Below are 20918 nucleotides of genomic sequence, written 5' to 3' on the forward strand. Positions count from 1 at the left end.
TATTCAACTATCTGATTGATATAACCACCTTACTTTTCTCAGTGCGTTTTACTAATCGCGATTAAGCGTTCTACGAAATTTCGCCTTTAAATCCCGCAGGCCACGCCGGTCGAATGCACCGGGCAGTAGCCGTTCGGATTCTTAAACAAGTACTGCTGGTGCTCGTCCTCGGCTCGGTAGTACTCCCCTGCCGGAGTCTCCGACAGTGGCTTAATCTCCGTGGTGATGGGGCCCAGGCCAGCGTCGGCAAGCTTCGGCGCGTACGCATCGGCGATTTCCTGCGCCCGGCGCGCCTGCTCGGGCGTCGTCGTGTAAATCGCGGAACGGTACTGCGTGCCGACGTCATTACCCTGACGGTAGCCCTGCGTGGGATCGTGGGCCTCGAAGGCCTTCGCGATCAGCTGGTCGAAGCTAATCTGCTCCGGGTCGTAGACGACCTCCACAATCTCGGTGTGGTTGGTCCGCCCAGTGCAGGACTCACGGTAAGTGGGATTTGGCGTCACGCCACCGGCGAACCCGACCGACGTACTGAGCACGCCCGGGGTTTCCCAAAACAGCTTCTCAGCACCCCAGTAGCAGCCGATACCGATGTAGACAACCTCCTGGCCATCCTCCCATGGGCCGGTAATAGGCGTGCCGAGCACCGCATGCGGCTTCGGATTCTCCAACACCGGGTGTGAACCGCCCTTTAGCGCCTCACCTTCCGGCACAAGCTCCGCCGACCTACCAAAAATCCAACCCATCTTCGATGCCTTTCTATCTACGACTTCCTATGCTCTGCGCAACGCGTCCGCGGTCACGATTGTTCCGCCCCCTGTCACCACCGCCACACTCACGTTTCACACGCCTCGTCACCAGAAACTACGGCACAACACGGGCTATGGTTTGGATTGTGCGTACGCTCAGCCTGCTTTCCGTCAATCCCCACGACCCGACCGCTATCCTGCCCGATCTCCGTGCCGCGCTGGACGGCGAGGTCTCGCTGCTTCCCGTTCCGCTTCACGACGGCACGCGAGCCTCAATCTTGCGGAACTCGCAACGCGCAGGTGAGCCAATTGATGAGTCCATCGCACTTGTTGTCGGCACTTCCGGTTCCACCGGCACACCGAAGGGTGCACAGCTGACGGTGGATAACTTGGTATCGTCCGCGACGGCTACACATCAGTGGCTCGGCGGTGAAGGACAGTGGCTGCTGGCGATGCCGGCCTACCATATCGCTGGCCTGCAGGTCCTCATCCGTTCGCTGCTCGCGGGCACGGATCCGGTGTGTGTGGATGTGACCGACGGTTTTGATGTAGCCGCATTCGCCGACGGCGCCGAGGCCCTCACTGGTGCCGGTGCCGGTGCCGGCGACCGCGCCTACACTTCGCTGGCTCCCATGCAGCTGGCGAAGGCCATGGAAGAACCCTTTGGCGTGGCAGCCCTGCGTCTCTTCGACGCCATCCTCGTCGGCGGCGCGGCCTTGAACCCACAGGTGGCAGCACGCGCGGAAGAGCTCGGCATTAACGTCGTGACCACCTATGGTTCTTCCGAGACGGCCGGCGGCTGCGTCTATGACGGGCAGCCCATCGAAGGTGCACAGGTCGCCATCGAAAATGGTCGCGTCTGGCTCGGCGGGCCGATGATCGCACACGGTTACCGCAATGCGCCCGGTCACGAGGCCTTTTCCAAACCTGGTTGGTTCGCCACCTCCGATGCGGGCGAGATCCGCGGCGGTCGGCTCATCATTACGGGACGCTTGGACACCATCATCGACTCCGGCGGGCTGAAACTGCACCCCGAAGTCCTCGAGCGTGAACTGCTCGCCATCGACGGCGTTACGGGAGCCTGCGTGGTCGGCGTGCCACACCCACGGCTCGGCCACGCCATTGTCGCAGCGTATGAAGGAACCGCTGAGCTCGGCGATGTCATGGACGGCCTCGGCGATTCTGAAGACGCCGGGCGCATCAATCACTGGATGATTCCGAAGGATCTGCGTCGCGTGGAGGCCCTGCCACTGATTGGGCCGGGCAAGGTCGACCGGAAGAAAGTCGCGGCGCTCTTTTAATCTTTTACCTTCCAGCCTTTAAGCCACTCGAACCCGCATTAGTTCAAGGCATTTGGTGTCACGTCCTATTATTAATTCATGTCTGAAGCACCAAAGAGTCCTGCAACGGCGTCGTTAAGCGATTGGCTGGAAGGCGCGCGCCCCCATACCTGGGCGAATGCGTTTGCGCCGGTCATCGTCGGTGTCGGAGCAGCATCGACGCACGCGCCGATTATCTGGGGACGCGCGGTGCTCGCGCTGGTTGTCGCGTGGGCGCTGATTGTGGGCGTGAACTTCGCCAACGACTATTCCGACGGCATCCGCGGCACTGACGATGACCGCTCAGGCCCGCTGCGCCTGACTGGTTCTGGGCTGGTGGAGCCGAAGGTCGTGAAGTACGCGGCGTTCGGCGCTTTTGGTGTCGCGGGTCTTGCCGGTGTGGCGCTGTCTCTGATGAGCGCGTGGTGGCTCATTCTGGTCGGCGCGCTGTGCATCGCGGCGGCGTGGTTCTACACCGGCGGTAAAAATCCCTACGGTTATCGCGGACTTGGCGAGGTCTCGGTCTTCGTCTTCTTCGGTCTCGTCGCGGTGCTCGGCACGGAATTCACCCAGACGGGCTCGCTGTCTTGGGTCGGCCTGGCCTGCGCAATTGGTATTGGTTCGGTGTCTTCTGCCGTGAACCTGGCGAACAACTTGCGCGACATCCCCACCGACGCCGCCACCGGCAAGATCACGTTGGCAGTTCGCCTGGGCGACTTCCGCACCCGCATCGTCTGGCAGATTCTCTCCCTCATGCCCGTGCTGGCCAGCATCTTTATCGCTTTCTGGCGCCCATGGGCGCTGGTGGGTCTGCTCATCGTGCCGCTGTGGGTAAAGGCCTCCGAGCCAATCCGCACGCATAGAAAGGGAAAGGAGCTCATCCCGGTACTGGGGCTTACCGGCAAGATGATGCTTGCCTGGTCCGTCATTACGGCACTCGCACTCGCGCTCAGCTAGGGGGTACCGATGGACTTCCGCACACTGACGCACAAGGCGCTTGACGACGTCCAGGAGGCCGCAACCCGAGTTGGCGACACAGCAGCCAAGGCTCCAGCTTTCGCCCGCAGCGCTGCTCTGCGTTTGACCAGTTCGGGACGTCGACGACTGGCACTGGAGCACGGCGCGCTGCATTCACAGACCCGTGAACCGGGCCTGACGGATCTTACGGCCACCGGTGTAGTACATATCAAGACCGCACCGGTCACAGCCGACATTGCGGCCAAGGATGACGAGCGAAAGGCCAGCGACAAACCGGATGCTGTCACCACCGATATTCCGGTGCACTGGTACGAGGTTGAGCCTGAGAGTCCCCCTAGTGCTCCCGCCAACGACCCCGTGACCATCGTCTTTATCCACGGCTTCACCCTGGCTGGCGAGTCCTGGTACCGGCAGTTCAACGCGCTGCGGAAGTCACACCCGGAAGCACGCCTGCTCACCATGGATCTACGCGGCCACGGCCAGACCGGCGCGGTTCCGGCTTCACTCTGCACGGTCGAAGGTGCTGCGGCCGATGCGCTGGCCGTGATTGCGGAGCGCGCCGCGACCGGAAAACTCATCGTGGTTGGGCATTCACTGGGCGGTTTGATCGCACTGCACATGGTGCGCGCTGCCGAGGAAAGTATTCGCCGTCGGATCGCAGGCGTAGTGCTGATTTCCACGTCTATCGACAAGCTTGCCGCCCAGGGGGTACCGCAGATTCTCGCGTCCCCGGTGGCGGATGCGGCGCGCAATGCGATTGAGTCCTCGCCGAAGGAGATCCGCAAGTTCCGCGAGGCAATCGCGTCACTGATGGCGCCGTCGTTGGCAGTTGCGGTGTTCGCCCGGCGCACGGACTACGAGATCATCGAGTTCCACGCGGCCATGATTAATGAAACACCGCTGGAAACTTTCGTGGGATACCTCGACGACCTGCAGGACCATGACGAGTTCGCGGCCGGACCTCACTTAGGGGGTCTGCCGGGAGCGGTACTGGTGGGCACGAAGGACGATGTCACTCCCCGCAAGCAAGCAGACCTAATTATGGAAAAGTGGCCGGACGCCGAGCTAGTTGAAGTCGACGGGGCCGGCCACATGTTGCCGCTGGAGGCTCCGGATGCGGTGAACCGGGCAATCGAGCGGGTGCTGGAAAAAGTTCAGAAAAGAAGCTAGAGCGGCAACGATAGCTGACTAGTGCCCTAGTTTTCCTCGCGGTCCTTAATCTGCTGCGCAATGTATTCCTTATGCGCGCGGCGGTTCTCCGACCACACTGCAACAGACTCATTGGCCTGAACGCGCAGCTTCGGAAACACAAAAACCGACAGCGGCATCGCAATAATCAGTGCGAACACAGCCGTAATTGCAGCCGGAATCTGCACATTAACGAAGTAAATAATCACGAGCAGAACGAAGAACAGCACTAGGAATAGCAGCAGACGAGCAAGGCCGTACCAGAACAGCCCCTTCATGGCATTGCCGCGACCAGCATTCTTGGTCACCGGAGCTGCTGGCATCTGAGCCTCAGAAGCCAACTTGTCCTGCTCTGCTGGATTGGTCATTAAACCCTCACCTCTACGTGTTACGCCTGTGCTGTGCCCGACGTTGTTCGTGTCCAACGTTCCTTTGTACCCTAACGAACTCTGTACGCCGTACCGCATGCAGTGCGATACCCCTCGTGGGCACTACGGGACTCGTTGCGTATTCTAGTCGGTAAATCCAGGAGGTTAGCTATTACATGGGTCGGCTCATTCTGCTGCTGTTCATCATCCTTGTCGTAGTCATGCTGTGGAAGGCATTTGGTCCCGGCAGTCGCGGCAACGGCATGCGACGTATTTCCGCTCCGCAACCGGAACCCCGTCCGCTCGCTCCCGACGATGATCCGGAGTTCCTCTGGAAGCTCAAGAAGGCCGAATTCGATCGCCGTAAACGTGAGCAGGAGCTACAGGAGCGGCGCGAACGGGAGCAGGACGACAACCTCGATAATCCCGGCGAAACTGACTAAACGTCCTTGCCACGCAGCAACAACTGCTGTAGATATTCCCCGTAGCCACTGGCGCTGAGGGCGTCGGCACGCGCGCTAAGCGCAGCATCGTCAATGAATCCCATGCGCCACGCCACCTCTTCCGGCGAGCCAATCTTTAGCCCCTGCCGCTGCTCAATCGTGCGCACGAAATCACCCGCGGCCATCAGATTGTCCACCGTGCCCGTGTCCAGCCATGCCGTGCCGCGCGGCAGCACCTCTACCTGCAGTTTCCCGCGCTCCAAGTAGGCGCGGTTAACATCCGTGATTTCCAATTCGCCGCGTGACGACGGTTGCAGCGAGCGAGCTATCTCAACAACCTCGGCGTCATAAAAGTACAAACCAGGCACCGCGAAATGGCTGCGTGGTTTCTTCGGTTTCTCCTGGATCGCCACGGCTTTGCCGCTTTGGTCGAAGTCCACGACTCCATAGGCTGTGGGATCTGCGACCCAGTAGGCGAAGATCGCTCCGCCATCGACGTCATGGAAGCGGCGCAGCTGCGTGCCCAAGCCAGCACCGTAAAAGATGTTGTCGCCGAGGATGAGCGCAACGGAGTCATCGCCGATGTGGTCCGCACCGATGATGAACGCTTCAGCGAGACCACGGGGCTCGTCTTGGGTGGCAAAGGTGAGGTTGAGGCCCCACTGCGAGCCGTCGCCAAGCAAGCGTTCAAACTGCGGGGCATCATGTGGCGTGGTGATGACGAGGATGTCCCTGATTCCCGCTAGCATCAGCGTGCTCAGCGGGTAGTAGATCATCGGCTTGTCATAGACGGGAACCAGCTGCTTGCTTACGCCAAGTGTGATGGGAAACAGCCGAGAGCCCGTACCACCTGCGAGGATGATGCCCTTCATAGTGCTCGCGCCTTTCTGCCTTACTGCCCGGCCGCTTCGTTGGCGATTGCCCACTCGTCGCGAGCCATGTTCTCAAGATCCTTGCAGTCAAACTCACTGGGGAGCTTATTGCCCTCGGCCTCGAACTGCTCGATAGTCGGAGCCTTCTGATCGCGCTCGGAGAGAATCATGTCCGCGTCGGTGAGACCACCCTTGGCCAGCAGCGCAGCCAGGTCAATTCCGAGAGTCGGGTCCTGGATGCTAACAGCACGCTCTGCCTCCGGGTTGTAACCGGTGGAAGTGAGGTAAGTGAGCACAGAGTCGTCGGCAAGCGAGACGAAGCCATGTCCGATGCCGTTGGGCAGATAGACCACTCGGCGGGTCTTGCTGTCGAGCTCGAAAACCTCGACCTTGCCGAAGGTATCGGAGCCGCGACGCAGGTCAACCGCAATGTCGAGGATGTGGCCCGCGGGACAAGTAACCAGCTTCGCCTGGCCGGGGTGGCCATCTGGCGCGGTGCTGACGTCAGCGAAGTGCAGGCCACGGACAACGCCTGCGGCGGAGACACTCATGTTGGCCTGCTCCGGGAAGAACGGGTAGCCCGTGGCCTCGGCGAATGCGTCGAGGCGATACCACTCGTGGAAACTACCGCGGCTGTCGCCGTGGATGACCGGTTCGAAGGTGAAAACGCCGTCGATAGAAGTGGGCTGGAATGTGCTCTTAGGGCTCATGGGTAACAAGTGTAGACGGGGCGCCCGGGCTGAGGCTGTGGCACGCGTTGAGTGTGCACTGAGTGTGCGTTGAGGGTTCGCTAGGCATGCCCCAGCAGCGAACTACAACTCCTGCTCGCGCTCCGCGTAGCCAGCCTCAGCGGCATCGTAGGCCGCCGCCCACCAGGACTCGTTGGCGCGATACCAGTCGATGGTCTCGGCGAGCCCCGCGGAAAAGTCTTGGTAGCGCGGCTGCCAGCCAAGGCTGCGGATGGATGCGGGGTCAATCGCATAACGACGGTCATGCCCCGGGCGGTCAGTGACATGGACAAAGTCGGACCGCTCACGACCGAAGCCCTCCAGGATGTCTCCGACCACGTCGAGGTTGGAACGCTCGCCATCGGCACCAATCAGGTAGGTCTCCCCCACCTCGCCAGAATCCAAGATTGCCCAGACCGCGTCGTTGTGGTCATCGACGTGAATCCAGTCCCGAACATTCTCGCCAGTGCCGTACACGCGAGGGCTACGACCGCGCAACAGACCACAGATCTGGCGGGGAATCAGCTTCTCCGGATGCTGCCTCGGCCCGTAGTTGTTCGAGCAGTTACTAATCGTCGCAACCAACCCGAAGCTGCGCACCCACGCCCGGACAAAGTGATCCGCTGAAGCCTTGGAGGCCGAGTAGGGGCTGGAGGGTTTGTACGCGGTGGCCGTCGTAAAGCGTGCTGGATCGTCGAGAGCGAGATCGCCGAAGACCTCGTCGGTGGAGATGTGGTGAAGGCGGACGTCGTGGGTGGCGCAAGCCTTGGCCAGATTCACGGTGCCCATGACATTAGTGGTGACGAAGGGATCGGCATCCACCAGCGAATTGTCGTTATGGCTCTCTGCGGCGAAGTGGACGACCACGTCGAAGCGGGGCACGAGGCGATCGATCAGCTCCGCGTCACGAACATCGCCGCGGATGATTTCACAGTCCGCGCCATCCAAGCTCGCAGGGTTCGCGGCATAGGTGAAAGCGTCCAGCACCGTGACATTCACATCGGGCCGTGTAGCCAGAGTGCGGAGAACGAAGTTGGAACCAATAAAGCCGGCACCACCGGTGACGAGAACGCGCATGGAAGCGATTCTAGTTCACCCGGCGATGCCGGCTTTGTACAAGTGTGAAGACTTAGTTCAGACCAGCGTAGGAGTGCAGGCCCGAAACCACCTGGTTGATGAAGAAGAGGTTGAACACCATGGTGGCAAAACCGAAGATGTTGATCCACGCGGCCTTGGTATTACGCCAACCCGAAGTCGCGCGAGCGTGCAGGTACAGGGCGTAGATAATCCAGGTAATCAGCGCCGTGGTCTCCTTCGGGTCCCAGCCCCAGTAACGACCCCATGCGGACTCGGCCCAGATAGCGCCCAGCACAATGCCCAGACCGAACAGTGGGAAGGACCAAATAGCGGTGCGGTAAGCAATCGCATCCAGCTTTTGAGCATCCGGCAGCGGCGCGACCAGTTTGCCCAGGAAGCCCTTTTCCTTGCCCTCGCGGTTGTACATCCGCAGCATGTAGAGAATCGAGGCAACACCGGAAATCAGTGCGATACTGCACCCGATAGAAATAATCGAGACGTGAACCGGAATCCAAATCGACTGCAGTGCCGGCACCACCGGAGCAGCCTCAACATATAGGTTCTTACCACCGTAAAACATCAGCGCCAGAATCGGAGCCAACAGCCACGGCCAGAACACACGCATGGTTTCACGATGCAGTACGCCAGCTGCAATTGCCATAGCAAAGAGGATTGAAACTGATACGTACTCGTAGAGGTTGCCCCACGGGAAACGCTGCACGGCCAGGCCACGCAGCAGCACCGATGCAAAGTGCACGGCCACCCCGACGTAAATCAGCATTTCCGTCACAACGCCGAGTCGGTTCGTCAGCACCTGGTTCTTAGGCTCGCTTGCCGACGACTTCGTCGCCGACTCCCCCGAGTCAGCAACACTAGCGGTGGTAGCTCCCTCACCCGCACCGGCGGCTACCAGCTCGCGTTCCGCAACCTGGCTTTTCGCTTCAGCGGCCGCGATACGACGACTGTAGTAGGCAATGGAAATAACAAAGGCCACAAGATAAAAGGCGAAGGCCGTGAAGTACGACCAGTCCGAAAACTGCGCCAGTGTCTTATTGACGAGCATGTACTTGGCTCCAAAGTGTGGAATTAGCGGAATACTTCTTCAAACCCTAGTACTAAAGCAGGACTAAGCAAAAGGGGACCGGGGACACGGGGGACGCAAAAATGCGCGGAGGCGCAATTCTCGCCCCCGCGCATTCACCCTGCAGTAATGATGGACCAGACTTAGTGGTCAGTTAGCTTTTGTCCTTGTCGTCCGCGCTCTCGTCGGTCGCAGCATTGTTGTCAGCAGCATCCTCGTCATCACTGTCACGTTCCAGGATGTCATCTACGATGTACTGGAACTCCTCGCCCCAACCTGCCTTGTCGGTGCGGGCAAGGCCACCGAACTCAACGCGAGTGCGGCCATCTTCCAGCGGGAACATGCGCACCCAAACACGTCGGCGCTTAATGCCCAACGAAAGAACCATGCCCGCCAGTGCGGCCACAGTTGCCACCAGCACCCAGAACTGCGTGGGATCGTGCGAAACCTGCAAGTTGACGAATTCCTTCGCACCGAGGAATTCAATCTTGGTGCCGTCGGCAAGCTCGGTGGATTCGCCCTGCTTGAGGTTGACGCGGGCTTCCTTAGCCAGCTGACCCGAGTGCATCAGATCGCGGTCGAGGGAAAACAGCCCCTGCGAACGACCGGTGTCCAAGCCCGCGTCGCCGCGGTAGATGTCGACAGCCACGGCCGGGTCTTGCATCGCCGGGTAAGAGGACTGCAGCAGAGCACCCTTTTCACCAGTAAACTCCGCGGTCGGAGCGAACAGTCCCTCGATTGCAATCTGGTTCTGGCGGCGCTCGAACAAGTCCGGGTACATGCCTGCTGGTGGGTCGAAGCGCAGCGCACCAGAGGACAGGAAGAAGGTCGGATCATCCGGACGGAACTGGACAATCGACGTACGCGACTCGCCATTCGGCCAGGTCACCTTAAAGGCCGGGGCAAAGCCGTGCCCCTGCAGGTACACACGGTCACCGGCGACGCGCAGCGGATGGTTGACCTGCAGCGTGGTCTTTTCCCACTCATCGACCGGCTTGCGCATATCCTCTTCTTCTGCGAATCGGATATGAGAGGTAAACATCTTGGCCTGACCGTTCGGCAGGTAATCGGCGAAGAAGTCATCGACCTGAATACAGAACGGGTTCAGAGTTGTACCGTCGAAGGTGTTGCCAGCACGCAGCGAGTCATAGTTCGCAGCAGCGGTGTTACAGAACGGAACGCCCACCGCGCTATTGACGTTGTCGTCAGAAATCTCGGTGCCGGTGTTGGTCAGCAAAATGACCTGACCCTCGTAATAGATCATGCGGCCCAAGCCGACGATGATAATCAGCAGCGCAATGCCCAGGTGGAACACCAGGTTGCCAAACTCACGCAGGTATCCCTTCTCCGCGGAAAAGGATCGTGCCCCAGCGCGATCTTCATCTGCTGGAGTCTCGGTCAACGCCCACTTGTTCAGGCGCTCACGCACCCGCTTAGAAACTTCATCCGCAGAGGCATCGACCACGGCTTCGTCGTGAAGCGGAAGACGCGCCAACCGTTTCGGCGCCTTGGCCGGTGGCGTCTTCATGGCCTTGTAGTGGTCGATGGTGCGCGGAATAATGCAGCCAACCAGGGAAATCAGCAGCAATGCCACGATGGCGACGAACCAGACGGACGAGAAGACATCGAAAAGCTGCAGCTTATCCATGATCTCGGCGGTCTTGCCGTTGGCGGCAAGATACTGGTCGACCTTGTCCTTATTCAGCGAGCGCTGCGGCAACAGGGCACCCGGAACCGCTGCGAAAGCGAGGATGAACAGCAGAATCAGCGCCGTGCGCATGCTGGTCAACCAATTCCAGACCTGCTGGAAGGGCTGTCGTACCTTATTCCAATTCACCGACATTGAAAAAATCTTTCACTAAATTGGCGTTACCGTATCAGTAATAAAAGCGGCCTGAACCCAGGCAACAAAAACATCCCACAGTCCCGTGACCAGGGCAATTCCGACCAGCACCAGCGCCACACCACCGATGAGCTGAATAGTTCGCGAGTGCTTACGCAGGAAGTCCACTCCACGCATCGCGCGTGCCGACCCCAGCGCCACCAAAATGAACGGCAGCCCCAGCCCCAGGCAGTAAGCGATAATCAGCGCCACTCCCCTGGCCGCGGTCATACCCTGCGTGCCCGCGGACACCGAAATAATTGCAGTCAGCGTCGGGCCCAGACACGGCGTCCACCCCAGCGCGAACACCGCGCCAAGCAGTGGCGCTCCCAGCCACGTGGTCCAGCGCTTCGGCGCCATGCGGGTGTCCTTCTGCAGCGCCGGCACCATGCCCATGAAGGCGAGTCCCATCACGATGGTCACCACGCCACCGACAATCGTCAGCGTGCGCGCCTGCAGACGCAGCGTGGACACGAGCCCGAAAATTGAGGCCGACCCCAGCACGAAAATGACAGTGAAGCCCAGCACGAACAGCAACGCAGCCAGGCCGACGCGGGCAGTTGCGGAACGCTTGCCACGCCCTCCATCGCCGTCACGCTTATCGACGGCGGTTGCGTCCGCAGTGCCCGTCGTCAAGCCCTGGCCCTGCGCCCCCGATGCTCCGGAAATACCGGTGAGATACGAGACGTAACCGGGCACGAGCGGAATGACGCACGGGCTGGCAAACGAGACGAGACCAGCCAGCGCAGCAGCGAGCAGGCCTAATAGGATGGGACCGCCGGTGGCGGCGTCGGCGAACTGCTGGCCGATGCCATCGGCAAGATAAATCGTGTCCATGGCAAGAGTTCCCATGCTGGGGCCTAGCCCTCCGCCTTCACTTCATTAACAGCCTTCATCAGCATGGTGTGATCGACCTCGCGGAGGAAGACCTTGGCCGGGCGGTGCTGCTTGTCCAGAATGATGGTTGTCGGAATCACCGAAGCCGGGATGCCGCCGAGTGCGCTGGCGTTGACGAAGGCCGGGTCATAGATGGACGGGTAGGTGATGCCGTTGTCCTTCACAAAGTCGATGGGAGCCTGGCGGACATTGTCGCGGACGTTGATGCCGAGAACGGTGCCGATACCTTGCTCTTCCATCTGTTCCTGGACATACTGCAGGTCATCCGATTCGGATCGGCACGGTGCGCACCACTGCCCCCAGGCGTTTAGGACCACAATCTGGTCCTTGAAGTCATCGAGGGAGATTTTCTTGTCGTCGTCCTCTAGAGAAGGACCGAACACCTTGCCGACCGGTTTGCGCTCCTCGGGTGCGTAGTCAATGATCTGCTGACCCCCTGGAGAAACAAACTCGAACTGACCGCCGACGGCAACGGCATCGTGTCCCACTGAATCTCCGGGGTTACATGCTGCGAGCGACAGAGACAGAGTTGCTGCCGCTAGCGTTGCTGCAATTCGGGACGATGAGACCTTGGCCACTTGGGGTGCCACCTTCCGGGGGTCAGTGAAACTTCAACAAAACTATTTATTCACCTTACAGGTGACCGGCCGGTTCACTGTAGCGCACGTCGACAATGGTGTCGCCGACGAAGACCAAGGAGGTCACGCTGGCCAGATCGCACTGCCTAGTTGCCGGGTTGTGGGCGAGCTTCAAGTACCGCGCACGACGCTGAGCTGCAATGATGCACAGCTGGTGCGTCACCAGCACCGCTTCCGCTCCTTCGGCGGCCTCGCGGGCTCGCTCGATGGCGTGGAACATACGGTCCGCGATCTCCTCGTAGGGCTCGCCCCAACTGGGCACGCTCGGACGACGCAGCCGTGGCCAGTACTTCGGATTCCACAGTGCGGAGTCAATGCCCTTGATGTGCAAACCCTCAAAGGAGTTGCCAGCCTCCAGCAAATCTTCATCCAGGGTCGGCTTCATGCCGATTATCTCGGTGAAGGGCCGTGAGGTTTCCTGCGTGCGCTGTAGCGGGGAACAGGCGAAGTAGCGGATGTCGTGGCCTTCGAAGGACGAGGCCGTGGCCGCTGCCTGACGCTGACCGCGCTCAGACAAGTGCCAGCCGGGCAGGCGACCGTAGAGAATCTTATCCGGGTTATAAACCTCGCCGTGGCGGACGAGATGTACGACCGTGGTCTTGGCGTGCTTTGTTGCACGCTTAGACGCCTGGTTTTCCGGCTGTGTCGGCTGCGATTCCTGCTGTGCTGCCTGCGAATTGGTCTTGTTCGGCACGTGTCACCTACTCCGGCTTGGCGGTTGCCGCCGCCTCGGCCGCGCGGGCTGCTGCACGCTCGATAATCTCGAAGTCGGCGTCGGTCAGCGCAGCGGAGACGAACCAGGTCTCGTAGCAAGAAGCCGGCGGGTAGACACCATTGGCCAGTAGGGCGTGGAAGAAAGCCGGGTAGCGGAAAGTATCCGCTGCCTGCATCTGCTCAAAGTTATGGCCCTCGCCCTCGGCGAAGCGTGGCGAGAGCATCGTGCCCGCACGCTGAATGTGGTGGGCCACGCCCTGCTTGGTCAGGGCGTCGGACAGAATCGTGGCCAGGCGATCTGCATTGGCTGCGACGGTGTCATAGACATCCTTCGTGGCATTCTCCAGGTTGGCCAGGCCAGCTGCCATAGCGACCGGGTTACCGGAGAGTGTGCCTGCCTGGTACACCGGACCGTTCGGAGCCAAGTACTCCATGACGTCGCGGCGACCACCGAAGGCAGCTGCCGGCAGACCACCGGAGACGACCTTGCCGAAGGTGGTCAGGTCACCGGCCACACCATCAATGCCGTACCAGCCGTTGTAGGAAGCGCGGAAGCCAGTCATGACCTCATCGAGAATCAGCAGTGCGCCGTCTGCGTGGCAGACTTCCTTCAACTTCGCGTTGAAGTTGTCCTGCGGTGCGACGGTACCCATGTTGCCCGCTGCCGCCTCAGTGATGACACAGGCAATCTCGCCCGGGTTCTCAGCGAATGCGGCCTTGACGGCCTCAATGTCGTTATAAGGAACAACAATGGTGTCGGCAGCCGATGCACCGGTGACACCCGGCGAATCCGGCAGACCAAAAGTAGCGACACCGGAACCGGCCGATGCCAGCAGCGCGTCCACGTGACCGTGGTAGCAGCCGGCGAACTTGATGATCTTGGAACGGCCAGTGAAACCGCGAGCCAGGCGTACTGCGGACATAGTGGCCTCAGTGCCGGAGTTGACCAGACGCACCTCATCTACCGACGTGCGCTCAACGATGTGACGAGCCAGGTCGGTCTCAGCCGTCGTCGGAGCGCCGAAAGACAAACCGCGAGTGGCGGCGCTCTGAACGGCCTCCACCACTGCCGGGTGCGCGTGGCCCAGAATCATTGGACCCCACGAGCAGACCAAGTCCACATATTCGTTACCATCAACATCCACGAGACGAGAGCCCGCGGCGTGGTCAATGAAACGTGGGGTGCCACCGACGGAACCGAAGGCGCGGACCGGCGAGTTCACGCCACCCGGCGTCACTGCCTGAGCCTGCGTAAAGAACTCTGCCGAACGATCGGTGAGCTCAACGTTTTCTGGGACATGAGGAGCATTAATGTCTTGAGTCACGGTGACCATCGTAGACGGCCACTCGGATGAAGGGCTACCCTGCCCTACCAACGTCCCAGCTTCACCCTGAATAGATGCTTGCGGCGAGAGGACACTCGACGGGATCGCCAGTCGATCCACAAGCTGGAGAAAATCATCAAAAGCGATGCCAGCAGCGGGTGAATCATACCGGTCATACCCAGCAGGATGACCGCAACGTTGTAGAACCACGCAAAGTAGATGTTGGAGTCCATCATCCGCACCACAGCACGTGCGATTTCAATGGCCTCCGGAATCGACAACACGTTGTTCCGCAGTGCCACGACATCGGCGTAATCAACATCAAGATTCTGATTGCCTTCGGTGTTGTCCATCAAAACACCCACGTCAGCGGCACGCAGAGAGTCCCGGATGTCCTTGTCGCCAACCATCACGACAGTCTCGCCGTCACTGTGGACCGAACGCACCGCAATGGCCTTGCGGGAGGCAATGATGCCCGCGAATACTCGTGAGATATTCAGCCGGTCAGCAAAACGACGGGCTACTGGATACGGATCTCGCGTGATCATCATGGTGTCCACGCCCATATCCTCAAGCTGGTCAATGCTCTCGACCGCATCGGGCTTAATGTCCTCACCAATGGTGATGACACCACGGACCTTGCCACGCCACGACACCACCATCGGAGTACCGCCACTGAGCGCAGCCACGGCCATTTTCTCGCTGAGTGCAGTGAGATCACGCGGACGCCAAACACGCCCCTCAACAAAGCGCATCTCTAACTTGTCGTCGGAGTCCTTCACCGGAATCTCTACCTGGCCAACGAACGCACCATCTTCCGCAATTGCGACGTGTACGGTCTCAATCCAGTGCGGCACCTCGCCACCGCCGGAACCGGCGTCGCGGGATGCACGGCACGCGCGCACGATTGCCGCCGATGCCGGATGGTTGCTCTCCATCATGAGAGCGCCCGCCACACGCAGAACCAGATCCGGATTTTCATTGCGCTCAGCGGCGACACCGAGCACGTGGGTGTCACCCTCGGTCAGCGTTCCAACTCGGTTAAAAATCACCACATCGGCAGCGGCCAGCTTTCGGAAAGTCTCATTGCCACGAATCAAGATTCCGTTACTAGCACCGGCCAGAATCCCGATACGCTGCACGGTTGACGTAGACATTGCCAATGCCACCGGCGCGATGCCCGAGAGCATAGCCAGCGCCACCGCGAGAGCACCGCTCATCGTGCCCGTCGCCAGCCACCAACCGCAAAAAGCCACGCCCGCCAACGACAGCGTCCATGGCACCAGCTCTGATGCCGAGTGCACTGCGGTCTGGTGCATCACCGTTTCTTCTCGAACCGCTTGACGCAGCCAACGCGCTATCGATGACGCCCGGGTCTTGAAACCAGTGCGCTCCACACGCACCTTGAGCTCCGAATCCAGGTTGATTGCGCCGGCCCAAACCTTGGAATTGACCTTGACCTTCTGCGGTTCAACGCCGATCCCGAGTAGCTGCGCATCCATCGTGGAGGCTCCACCGATAACCGAGCCATCGACCGGAATCACCGAGTGCGGTGGAACCACGATGTCATCACCGATATTGAGCTCCGCGACCGTCACCTCCACCCGTTTCGGCTCCGCGGATTTAGCGCTCTTGCGCACGACTGTCACGTTTCGCTCAGCTGGAATGCGCAGGTTGCGCAAGATTTGTCCAGTACGAACCTTGTTGTAGCGCGTAAACATGCGACCTGTTAGCAACAACACGGTCAGACCGCAGGCAACGTCGAAAAACACCTCTGCCGAGGCGCTTTCCCGGTAGTTGAAAGCAAACCACGTGGGCGCAGTGGTATATCCAATCTGTCCCGCGGGGCCAAAAATAAGCTGCGCCAGCGACCACAGCCACGCCAGCAGGATGGCAATGGAGCTCGCCCCATCCAGCGCCGACATCCGCCGACGCAGAGACGCCGCCATTGCACGGTGGAACGGCCAGCCACCCCACCACACCACAATCGTGGTCAGTACAAGACACATCCACTGCCAACCCGGGAACTGCCAGTTGACGTTCAACGACGTCACCAGCACCGGAATCGATAGGAACAGGCTGCCCCAAAAGCGCTGCTTGGTCACCAGTTCACGCGCCGTGAACAGTACTTCCGCGCCGCCGCCGCTTCGGCGCAAGGCCGCTTCACGACGGCGAATGCGCTCCTCCTCATTCTGTTGAGCAGCAGCCGGAACAGCGGGACGGCGATGTTGTGACACATCCAGCCGAGTTGCACGACGCCGAAGCGTGCTGCGCGTGAGGTACGACTCGACCCCAATTTCGCGGAGAGCTTCGATGAACTGATTCGGATCGATGGTATCGGGCGCTGTAATCCACGCGCGTCCGGGCTTGTAGACCACAGAGGCCGTCACATCTGGAAAGGATTCCAAAACATGCTCAGCACGCTCAGCACTCTCGGCGTTTTCCAAGTTTTCCAGGATGAGTGCGAAAGCTGTGTTGGACTGGCCTCTGCGGTGTGCAAGCCGCTGATGGGCACTTTCTTCGTCGATGTCCTGACGGCTTCGTGGCAATGCCTTACGAGCAGCGACCTTGGCATCCACAATCGCTTGTTCAACGCGATTGTCCAGAGAGAAATCAAACTCACCGGTGTCACTCATAGCCTTTGAAACTTTCCGTCTAATCCTGTGGCTGGTTGGCGCGCGTGAGCGCTAATTCACGATAGAGCAACAGTAGTCCACACGCCATCGCCAGGCTGGGCGCGATAACCCATACAGTCAGCGCTCCAGCCATAATGGCAAAGAACATGGCGAGAGCCGTGATAATCACCATGATGAGCAGGCAGTTCCGGGAGAGTTTGAACTCAGTGGCCGTCGGCAAGCAGCCGCTACCAATAAGCGAGCAGCCCAGCGTCACACCGGCGACGATGTAGATATCGCGGCCAACGGCGGCGGGAGCCTGCGAATAGTCGCCGGTGACCAGTATCAAGCTCAGGACAATCTGGGCGATGAGCGCGACAAAAAGCACCCACTGCCAGGGCCGACTCGGCAGGGACATCATCGCTTGGACTCCTCAGGCTGCTTGGATTGCTTGGGCTGTGACTGGCCCAGCTGCTGTTGCCGCTTTGGATCAGCGCCATGCTTCGACGCTCTCGGCAGATGCGATTCCGGAGCGGACGGCGTCCACGGTTTCGACGGGCGCTGATGATCGAAGTAGTCCTTGGATTCCTTCGAAGCGGCGAGCACTAGGCCCGCTACCGCGGCAGTGGCCGAGGCGATTCGCACAATTCCGCTGATAAGAACGAGGGATGCCGGCACTCCCGATTCTGAAGCCGTAGAAGAGAAGAAGGACATCAGCGCCGACAGTGCCAGGTAAAGCGAGCCGATAACCAGCACGGTGCGAGCACCTTCGCTCCCCTTGCGCATTCGCTCGATAATGGCGAAGAACGCGATGCAAAGCCCCACTGCGAAAAAGAACGCGATAACGATAGTCGCCTTCATGGCAGCATCAATCTGGCCCTCGCTGAAACCCGGGAAATTCTCCTTAGCGGTTGAGGGGCTCATCAGCATTTCCGGATGCAGCCAGTAGGTCACCGTAGCTACCGCAGCGACGAGCAGCTGCAACACGGCCGTAACCCGCCACGCCTGCCTAGCTCCCTCGACCTGCTCGGGAATTGCGGGCTTCTTCTCTTCTTTAGTCATCCGTCCACTTCTCGATATTTACTACTGCACGTTCACCCGAGCGAATTAGAACTGGGCGCGCAGCTTCTTCGCCAAGTCCACCGCTGCGTAGGTCAAAATCTGCTCCGCACCGGCACGGCGAATGCTCAGAACTGCCTCCATCATCGCAGCATCCAGGTCAATCCACCCGTTGGCGGCAGCGGCGTGAATCATCGCGTACTCACCAGAGACCTGGTAAGCGGCAACCGGCACCGGCGACATATCCGCGACCTCGCGCAGAATGTCCAGGTAGCTCATGGCCGGCTTGACCATCACCATGTCCGCACCTTCGTCAACATCGAGCTGCACTTCAAGCAGGGACTCACGACGGTTTGCAGGATCCTGCTGGTAGGTACGGCGATCACCCTGCAGCGAGCTGCCCACAGCTTCACGGAATGGACCGTAGAAGGCGGAGGCGTACTTTGCCGAGTACGCCATGATGGAGACATCCTCATGGCCAGCGGCATCCAAGCCCTCGCGAATGGCGGCAATCTGGCCGTCCATCATGCCCGAAGGGGACACGATATGTGCACCGGCGTCGGCCTGCGCAACGGCCATCTTGATGTAGTTAATCAGCGTGCGGTCATTCTCAACGACCGTGTTGCCGAAGCGATCCGTGCCCAGCACACCACAGTGGCCGTGGTCAGTGAACTCATCCAGGCAGGTGTCGGCCATGATCAAAATGTCATTCCCGAACTCGTCGCGGAGACGACGCAGGGCACGGTTGAGTACGCCCTCCGGATTCCAGGACTCAGAGCCCTCGCCGTCCTTGTCCGCATCCAGCGGGACACCGAAGAGGTCAACTGCCGAGATACCTGCCTCAACAGCCTCGCGCACAGCTTCTACCAGGGAGTCCTCGGTATGCTGCACTACCCCGGGCAGGGAGCTGATGGGCTTCGGCTCATCAATACCATCTGCAACAAACATGGGCAGGATGAGATTTTTCGGAGTCAGTGTCGTCTCCGCCGTCATCGCACGCATCACCGGGTTGGTGCGCAGCCTGCGTGGGCGACGAATCGGGAGAGGAAATCCAAACTGTTCGAGATCGATTTCGCGGGATGATTCAGAAGCTCCAGATGTAGTCATAAAGACAACCTTAATCAAAACGCGAACTCGCTCCGGTACGCCCCTGCTCAGGCCTTGGTTTTACGCGAACGACGACGCTTCTTGCGCGGTGGTGGCAGCTGCCCTGCCGCCCGCAGTTGCGCAACATGCTCTGCCAGCGCATCCACCAGCTCCGGGATGCTTGCGCGCTCCGGCACGACATCTACCCGCAGGCCGTACTCGCGAGCCGTGGCTGCGGCCATCGGCCCGATGCAGGCAATGATGGTGCGAGCATGCGGCTTACCCGCGATACCGACCAGGTTCTTCACCGTCGACCCCGAGGTAAAGCACACTGCGTCGAAGCCACCGGACTTAATCATGTCGCGGATATCCGCACTCGGTGGCGCTGCCCGCACGGTACGGTAAGCGACCACATCATCAACTTCCCAGCCCAGATCAATCAGACCGTCGACAAGCACGTCAGTGCCGATATCGGCGCGCGGCAGCAGCACGCGGTTGACCGGATCGAGATCCTCGATGTACTCCGGGAACACGTCGACAATGCCCGCGGCATTTTGACGAGTGTCATCCGGAAGCAGCTCCGGAGTGATGCCGAGATCGCGGATGGCAGCGGCGGTGCGATGGCCGACTGCTGCGATGCGGACCCCGGCGAAGGAGCGCGCGTCCAAACCGAATTCCTGGAACTTCTCCCACACTGCGGTGACGGCGTTGACGGAAGTGAAGACAACCCACTGGTAACGGCCGTCGACAAGCCCCTTGATGGCGCGTTCCATCTGCGCCGGGCTGCGCGGTGGCTCGATTGAGATGGTCGGGACCTCAATCGGGATGGCGCCGTGCGCAACGAGACGGGCACTCATCGGCCCTGCCTGCGCCTTGGCACGTGGGACCAGCACCTTCCATCCGTAGAGAGCGCGGTTTTCCCACCATGAGTACTTCGAACGATTGTCCACACCCTTGCCAAGCGTGACCACCAGCGGACCGGCCAGGTCACCCGAGAGCTGCGCCAAGGTGCCCAGCGTGACGTCGTAGGTGCGCTGCAGACGAGTCGTACCGTTGACAGTCACCGACACCGGCAACGACGACGGCAGGCCGCGTTCGCCGAGCTCAGTTGCAATGGCGGACAGGTCGTCCTGCACGGCCTGCAGTACCAGCGGCTGTGGTGCCTGGGCCAGCTCGTCCCAGTCCACATCGGCGCGACCGAGATCGGTCTCCGTGTACGTCGAGCCCAACGCGATACCGGCAAATGCCGGGACGGTGGAGGGCACGGACATGCCAGGGACAATCTGGAACTCAACATCGGCGTGCGAGACCTCGTTGATTTCGGCCAGCAGCGAATCGTTGGTCAGCGGATTGCCTGCCACCAAACGCACCACGTCATTGCCTTTAGCGGCTTCTTCGACCAGCAGGTTGGCCATCTTCTTGGGATCGTCGATAGGCGTGCGCAGATCTGCGGCGGTCGGTGGTGCCGGACGCGGCGGCTTACGACGAGATCCCTTGGCCTTGGCTGCGGCGCACATGCGCTCGTACTCTTCCTCGGCTTCCTTCAGCAGCTCGGGAGGAACAGGCACATCGGTTGCGACGAGCTCTCGAACCCCCGGCATGACATCGGCGTCGACGTAGGCGATAGCGGTGTCTGCGAGAATCTCACGGGCGCGAAGCGTCAGCAGGTCGGGATTTCCAGGACCAGCGCCGACGAACAGGATGCGTCCCGTTGCTGAGGGGAGGGAGGTGTTCATCGTTGCGGAGTGATTTCTTTTCTATTGGTTGTTCACTTTTCGTGCCGATGAGTCTTGAAGGAAGAAAGCGGACATGCGCCAACGCATGTGAGTGGCAGGTGGACACCTGAATCTCACATGCGAGCACACGAAGGAAACCCTTATCCCAACGGCATGCATACAGGCC

At 60.3% G+C, this 20918-nt stretch carries 20 protein-coding genes; 4 read left to right on the top strand and 16 right to left on the bottom strand.

Annotation, left to right across the window (positions count from 1 at the left end; genetic code table 11):
* Positions 1 to 86: 86 nt before the first annotated feature.
* Positions 87 to 743 carry a peptide-methionine (S)-S-oxide reductase MsrA gene (gene msrA, locus QKE19_RS07885; RefSeq protein WP_070653441.1) on the bottom strand — a complete coding sequence of 219 codons (657 nt, stop codon included), beginning with the start codon at positions 741 to 743 and terminating at the stop codon, positions 87 to 89.
* Between the two features lie 137 nt (positions 744 to 880).
* Between msrA and menE the strand changes: the two genes are divergently transcribed.
* From menE to QKE19_RS07900, 3 genes are all read left to right on the top strand, one after another.
* The gene (gene menE / locus QKE19_RS07890) at positions 881 to 2047 is read left to right on the top strand and encodes an o-succinylbenzoate--CoA ligase (protein ID WP_070856770.1); all 1167 of its coding nucleotides are present in this window, start codon (positions 881 to 883) and stop codon (positions 2045 to 2047) included.
* Positions 2048 to 2125: 78 nt separating this feature from the next.
* Entirely contained in the window at positions 2126 to 3022 is an 897-nt protein-coding gene (locus tag QKE19_RS07895) for a 1,4-dihydroxy-2-naphthoate polyprenyltransferase (RefSeq protein WP_347890755.1), read from the top strand.
* Positions 3023 to 3031: 9 nt separating this feature from the next.
* A complete protein-coding gene (locus QKE19_RS07900) occupies positions 3032 to 4213 on the top strand; it encodes an alpha/beta hydrolase (RefSeq protein WP_347890757.1) in 1182 nt (393 codons plus the stop codon).
* A 26-nt stretch (positions 4214 to 4239) separates the two neighbouring features.
* Here QKE19_RS07900 and QKE19_RS07905 read toward each other — a convergent pair whose 3' ends face one another.
* On the bottom strand, positions 4240 to 4599 hold the full coding sequence (locus QKE19_RS07905; protein ID WP_070429275.1) for a DUF4229 domain-containing protein: 360 nt from the start codon (positions 4597 to 4599) through the stop codon (positions 4240 to 4242).
* Between the two features lie 176 nt (positions 4600 to 4775).
* Between QKE19_RS07905 and QKE19_RS07910 the strand changes: the two genes are divergently transcribed.
* Positions 4776 to 5042, top strand: a complete 267-nt coding sequence (locus QKE19_RS07910; RefSeq protein ID WP_070429274.1) for a hypothetical protein — start codon at positions 4776 to 4778, stop codon at positions 5040 to 5042.
* On the opposite strand, the gene rfbA is transcribed toward QKE19_RS07910, so the two are convergent.
* From rfbA to QKE19_RS07980, 14 genes are all read right to left on the bottom strand, one after another.
* Entirely contained in the window at positions 5039 to 5914 is an 876-nt protein-coding gene (gene rfbA / locus QKE19_RS07915) for a glucose-1-phosphate thymidylyltransferase RfbA (RefSeq protein ID WP_070603557.1), read from the bottom strand. The two genes, QKE19_RS07910 and rfbA, sit on opposite strands and share 4 nt — an antisense overlap.
* A gap of 20 nt (positions 5915 to 5934) precedes the next feature.
* Positions 5935 to 6624 carry a dTDP-4-dehydrorhamnose 3,5-epimerase family protein gene (locus QKE19_RS07920; RefSeq protein ID WP_016422000.1) on the bottom strand — a complete coding sequence of 230 codons (690 nt, stop codon included), beginning with the start codon at positions 6622 to 6624 and terminating at the stop codon, positions 5935 to 5937.
* A gap of 102 nt (positions 6625 to 6726) precedes the next feature.
* Positions 6727 to 7719 (bottom strand): dTDP-glucose 4,6-dehydratase, encoded by a 993-nt coding sequence (gene rfbB, locus QKE19_RS07925; protein ID WP_016421999.1) that lies wholly within the window; start codon positions 7717 to 7719, stop codon positions 6727 to 6729.
* 52 nt (positions 7720 to 7771) lie between these two features.
* Positions 7772 to 8782 carry a c-type cytochrome biogenesis protein CcsB gene (ccsB, locus tag QKE19_RS07930; RefSeq protein WP_016421998.1) on the bottom strand — a complete coding sequence of 337 codons (1011 nt, stop codon included), beginning with the start codon at positions 8780 to 8782 and terminating at the stop codon, positions 7772 to 7774.
* A 172-nt stretch (positions 8783 to 8954) separates the two neighbouring features.
* Positions 8955 to 10643, bottom strand: coding sequence for a cytochrome c biogenesis protein ResB (locus QKE19_RS07935; RefSeq protein WP_016421997.1), 1689 nt, complete (start codon positions 10641 to 10643; stop codon positions 8955 to 8957).
* Between the two features lie 15 nt (positions 10644 to 10658).
* Positions 10659 to 11519 carry a cytochrome c biogenesis CcdA family protein gene (locus QKE19_RS07940; RefSeq protein ID WP_042389096.1) on the bottom strand — a complete coding sequence of 287 codons (861 nt, stop codon included), beginning with the start codon at positions 11517 to 11519 and terminating at the stop codon, positions 10659 to 10661.
* A gap of 23 nt (positions 11520 to 11542) precedes the next feature.
* Positions 11543 to 12157, bottom strand: coding sequence for a TlpA disulfide reductase family protein (locus tag QKE19_RS07945; RefSeq protein ID WP_016421995.1), 615 nt, complete (start codon positions 12155 to 12157; stop codon positions 11543 to 11545).
* Positions 12158 to 12212: 55 nt separating this feature from the next.
* Positions 12213 to 12911, bottom strand: coding sequence for a histidine phosphatase family protein (locus tag QKE19_RS07950; protein ID WP_076772585.1), 699 nt, complete (start codon positions 12909 to 12911; stop codon positions 12213 to 12215).
* A gap of 7 nt (positions 12912 to 12918) precedes the next feature.
* Entirely contained in the window at positions 12919 to 14265 is a 1347-nt protein-coding gene (gene hemL, locus QKE19_RS07955; protein ID WP_049190552.1) for a glutamate-1-semialdehyde 2,1-aminomutase, read from the bottom strand.
* 35 nt (positions 14266 to 14300) lie between these two features.
* Complete coding sequence (locus QKE19_RS07960; RefSeq protein WP_069359109.1) at positions 14301 to 16892, bottom strand: HAD family hydrolase; 2592 nt, start codon at positions 16890 to 16892, stop codon at positions 14301 to 14303.
* A gap of 19 nt (positions 16893 to 16911) precedes the next feature.
* Positions 16912 to 17292 carry a hypothetical protein gene (locus tag QKE19_RS07965; protein WP_070858388.1) on the bottom strand — a complete coding sequence of 127 codons (381 nt, stop codon included), beginning with the start codon at positions 17290 to 17292 and terminating at the stop codon, positions 16912 to 16914.
* Positions 17289 to 17933, bottom strand: a complete 645-nt coding sequence (locus tag QKE19_RS07970; protein ID WP_016421990.1) for a hypothetical protein — start codon at positions 17931 to 17933, stop codon at positions 17289 to 17291. Before QKE19_RS07970 ends, QKE19_RS07965 begins: the two co-directional genes overlap by 4 nt.
* 45 nt (positions 17934 to 17978) lie before the next feature.
* Positions 17979 to 19037, bottom strand: coding sequence for a porphobilinogen synthase (gene hemB, locus QKE19_RS07975; protein WP_016421989.1), 1059 nt, complete (start codon positions 19035 to 19037; stop codon positions 17979 to 17981).
* 47 nt (positions 19038 to 19084) lie between these two features.
* A complete protein-coding gene (locus QKE19_RS07980) occupies positions 19085 to 20752 on the bottom strand; it encodes a bifunctional uroporphyrinogen-III C-methyltransferase/uroporphyrinogen-III synthase (RefSeq protein WP_347890761.1) in 1668 nt (555 codons plus the stop codon).
* Between the last annotated feature and the right edge of the window lie 166 nt (positions 20753 to 20918).

The organism is Corynebacterium sp. c8Ua_99, assembly GCF_039907185.1.
In the GTDB taxonomy this organism is placed as follows: domain Bacteria; phylum Actinomycetota; class Actinomycetes; order Mycobacteriales; family Mycobacteriaceae; genus Corynebacterium; species Corynebacterium jeikeium_D.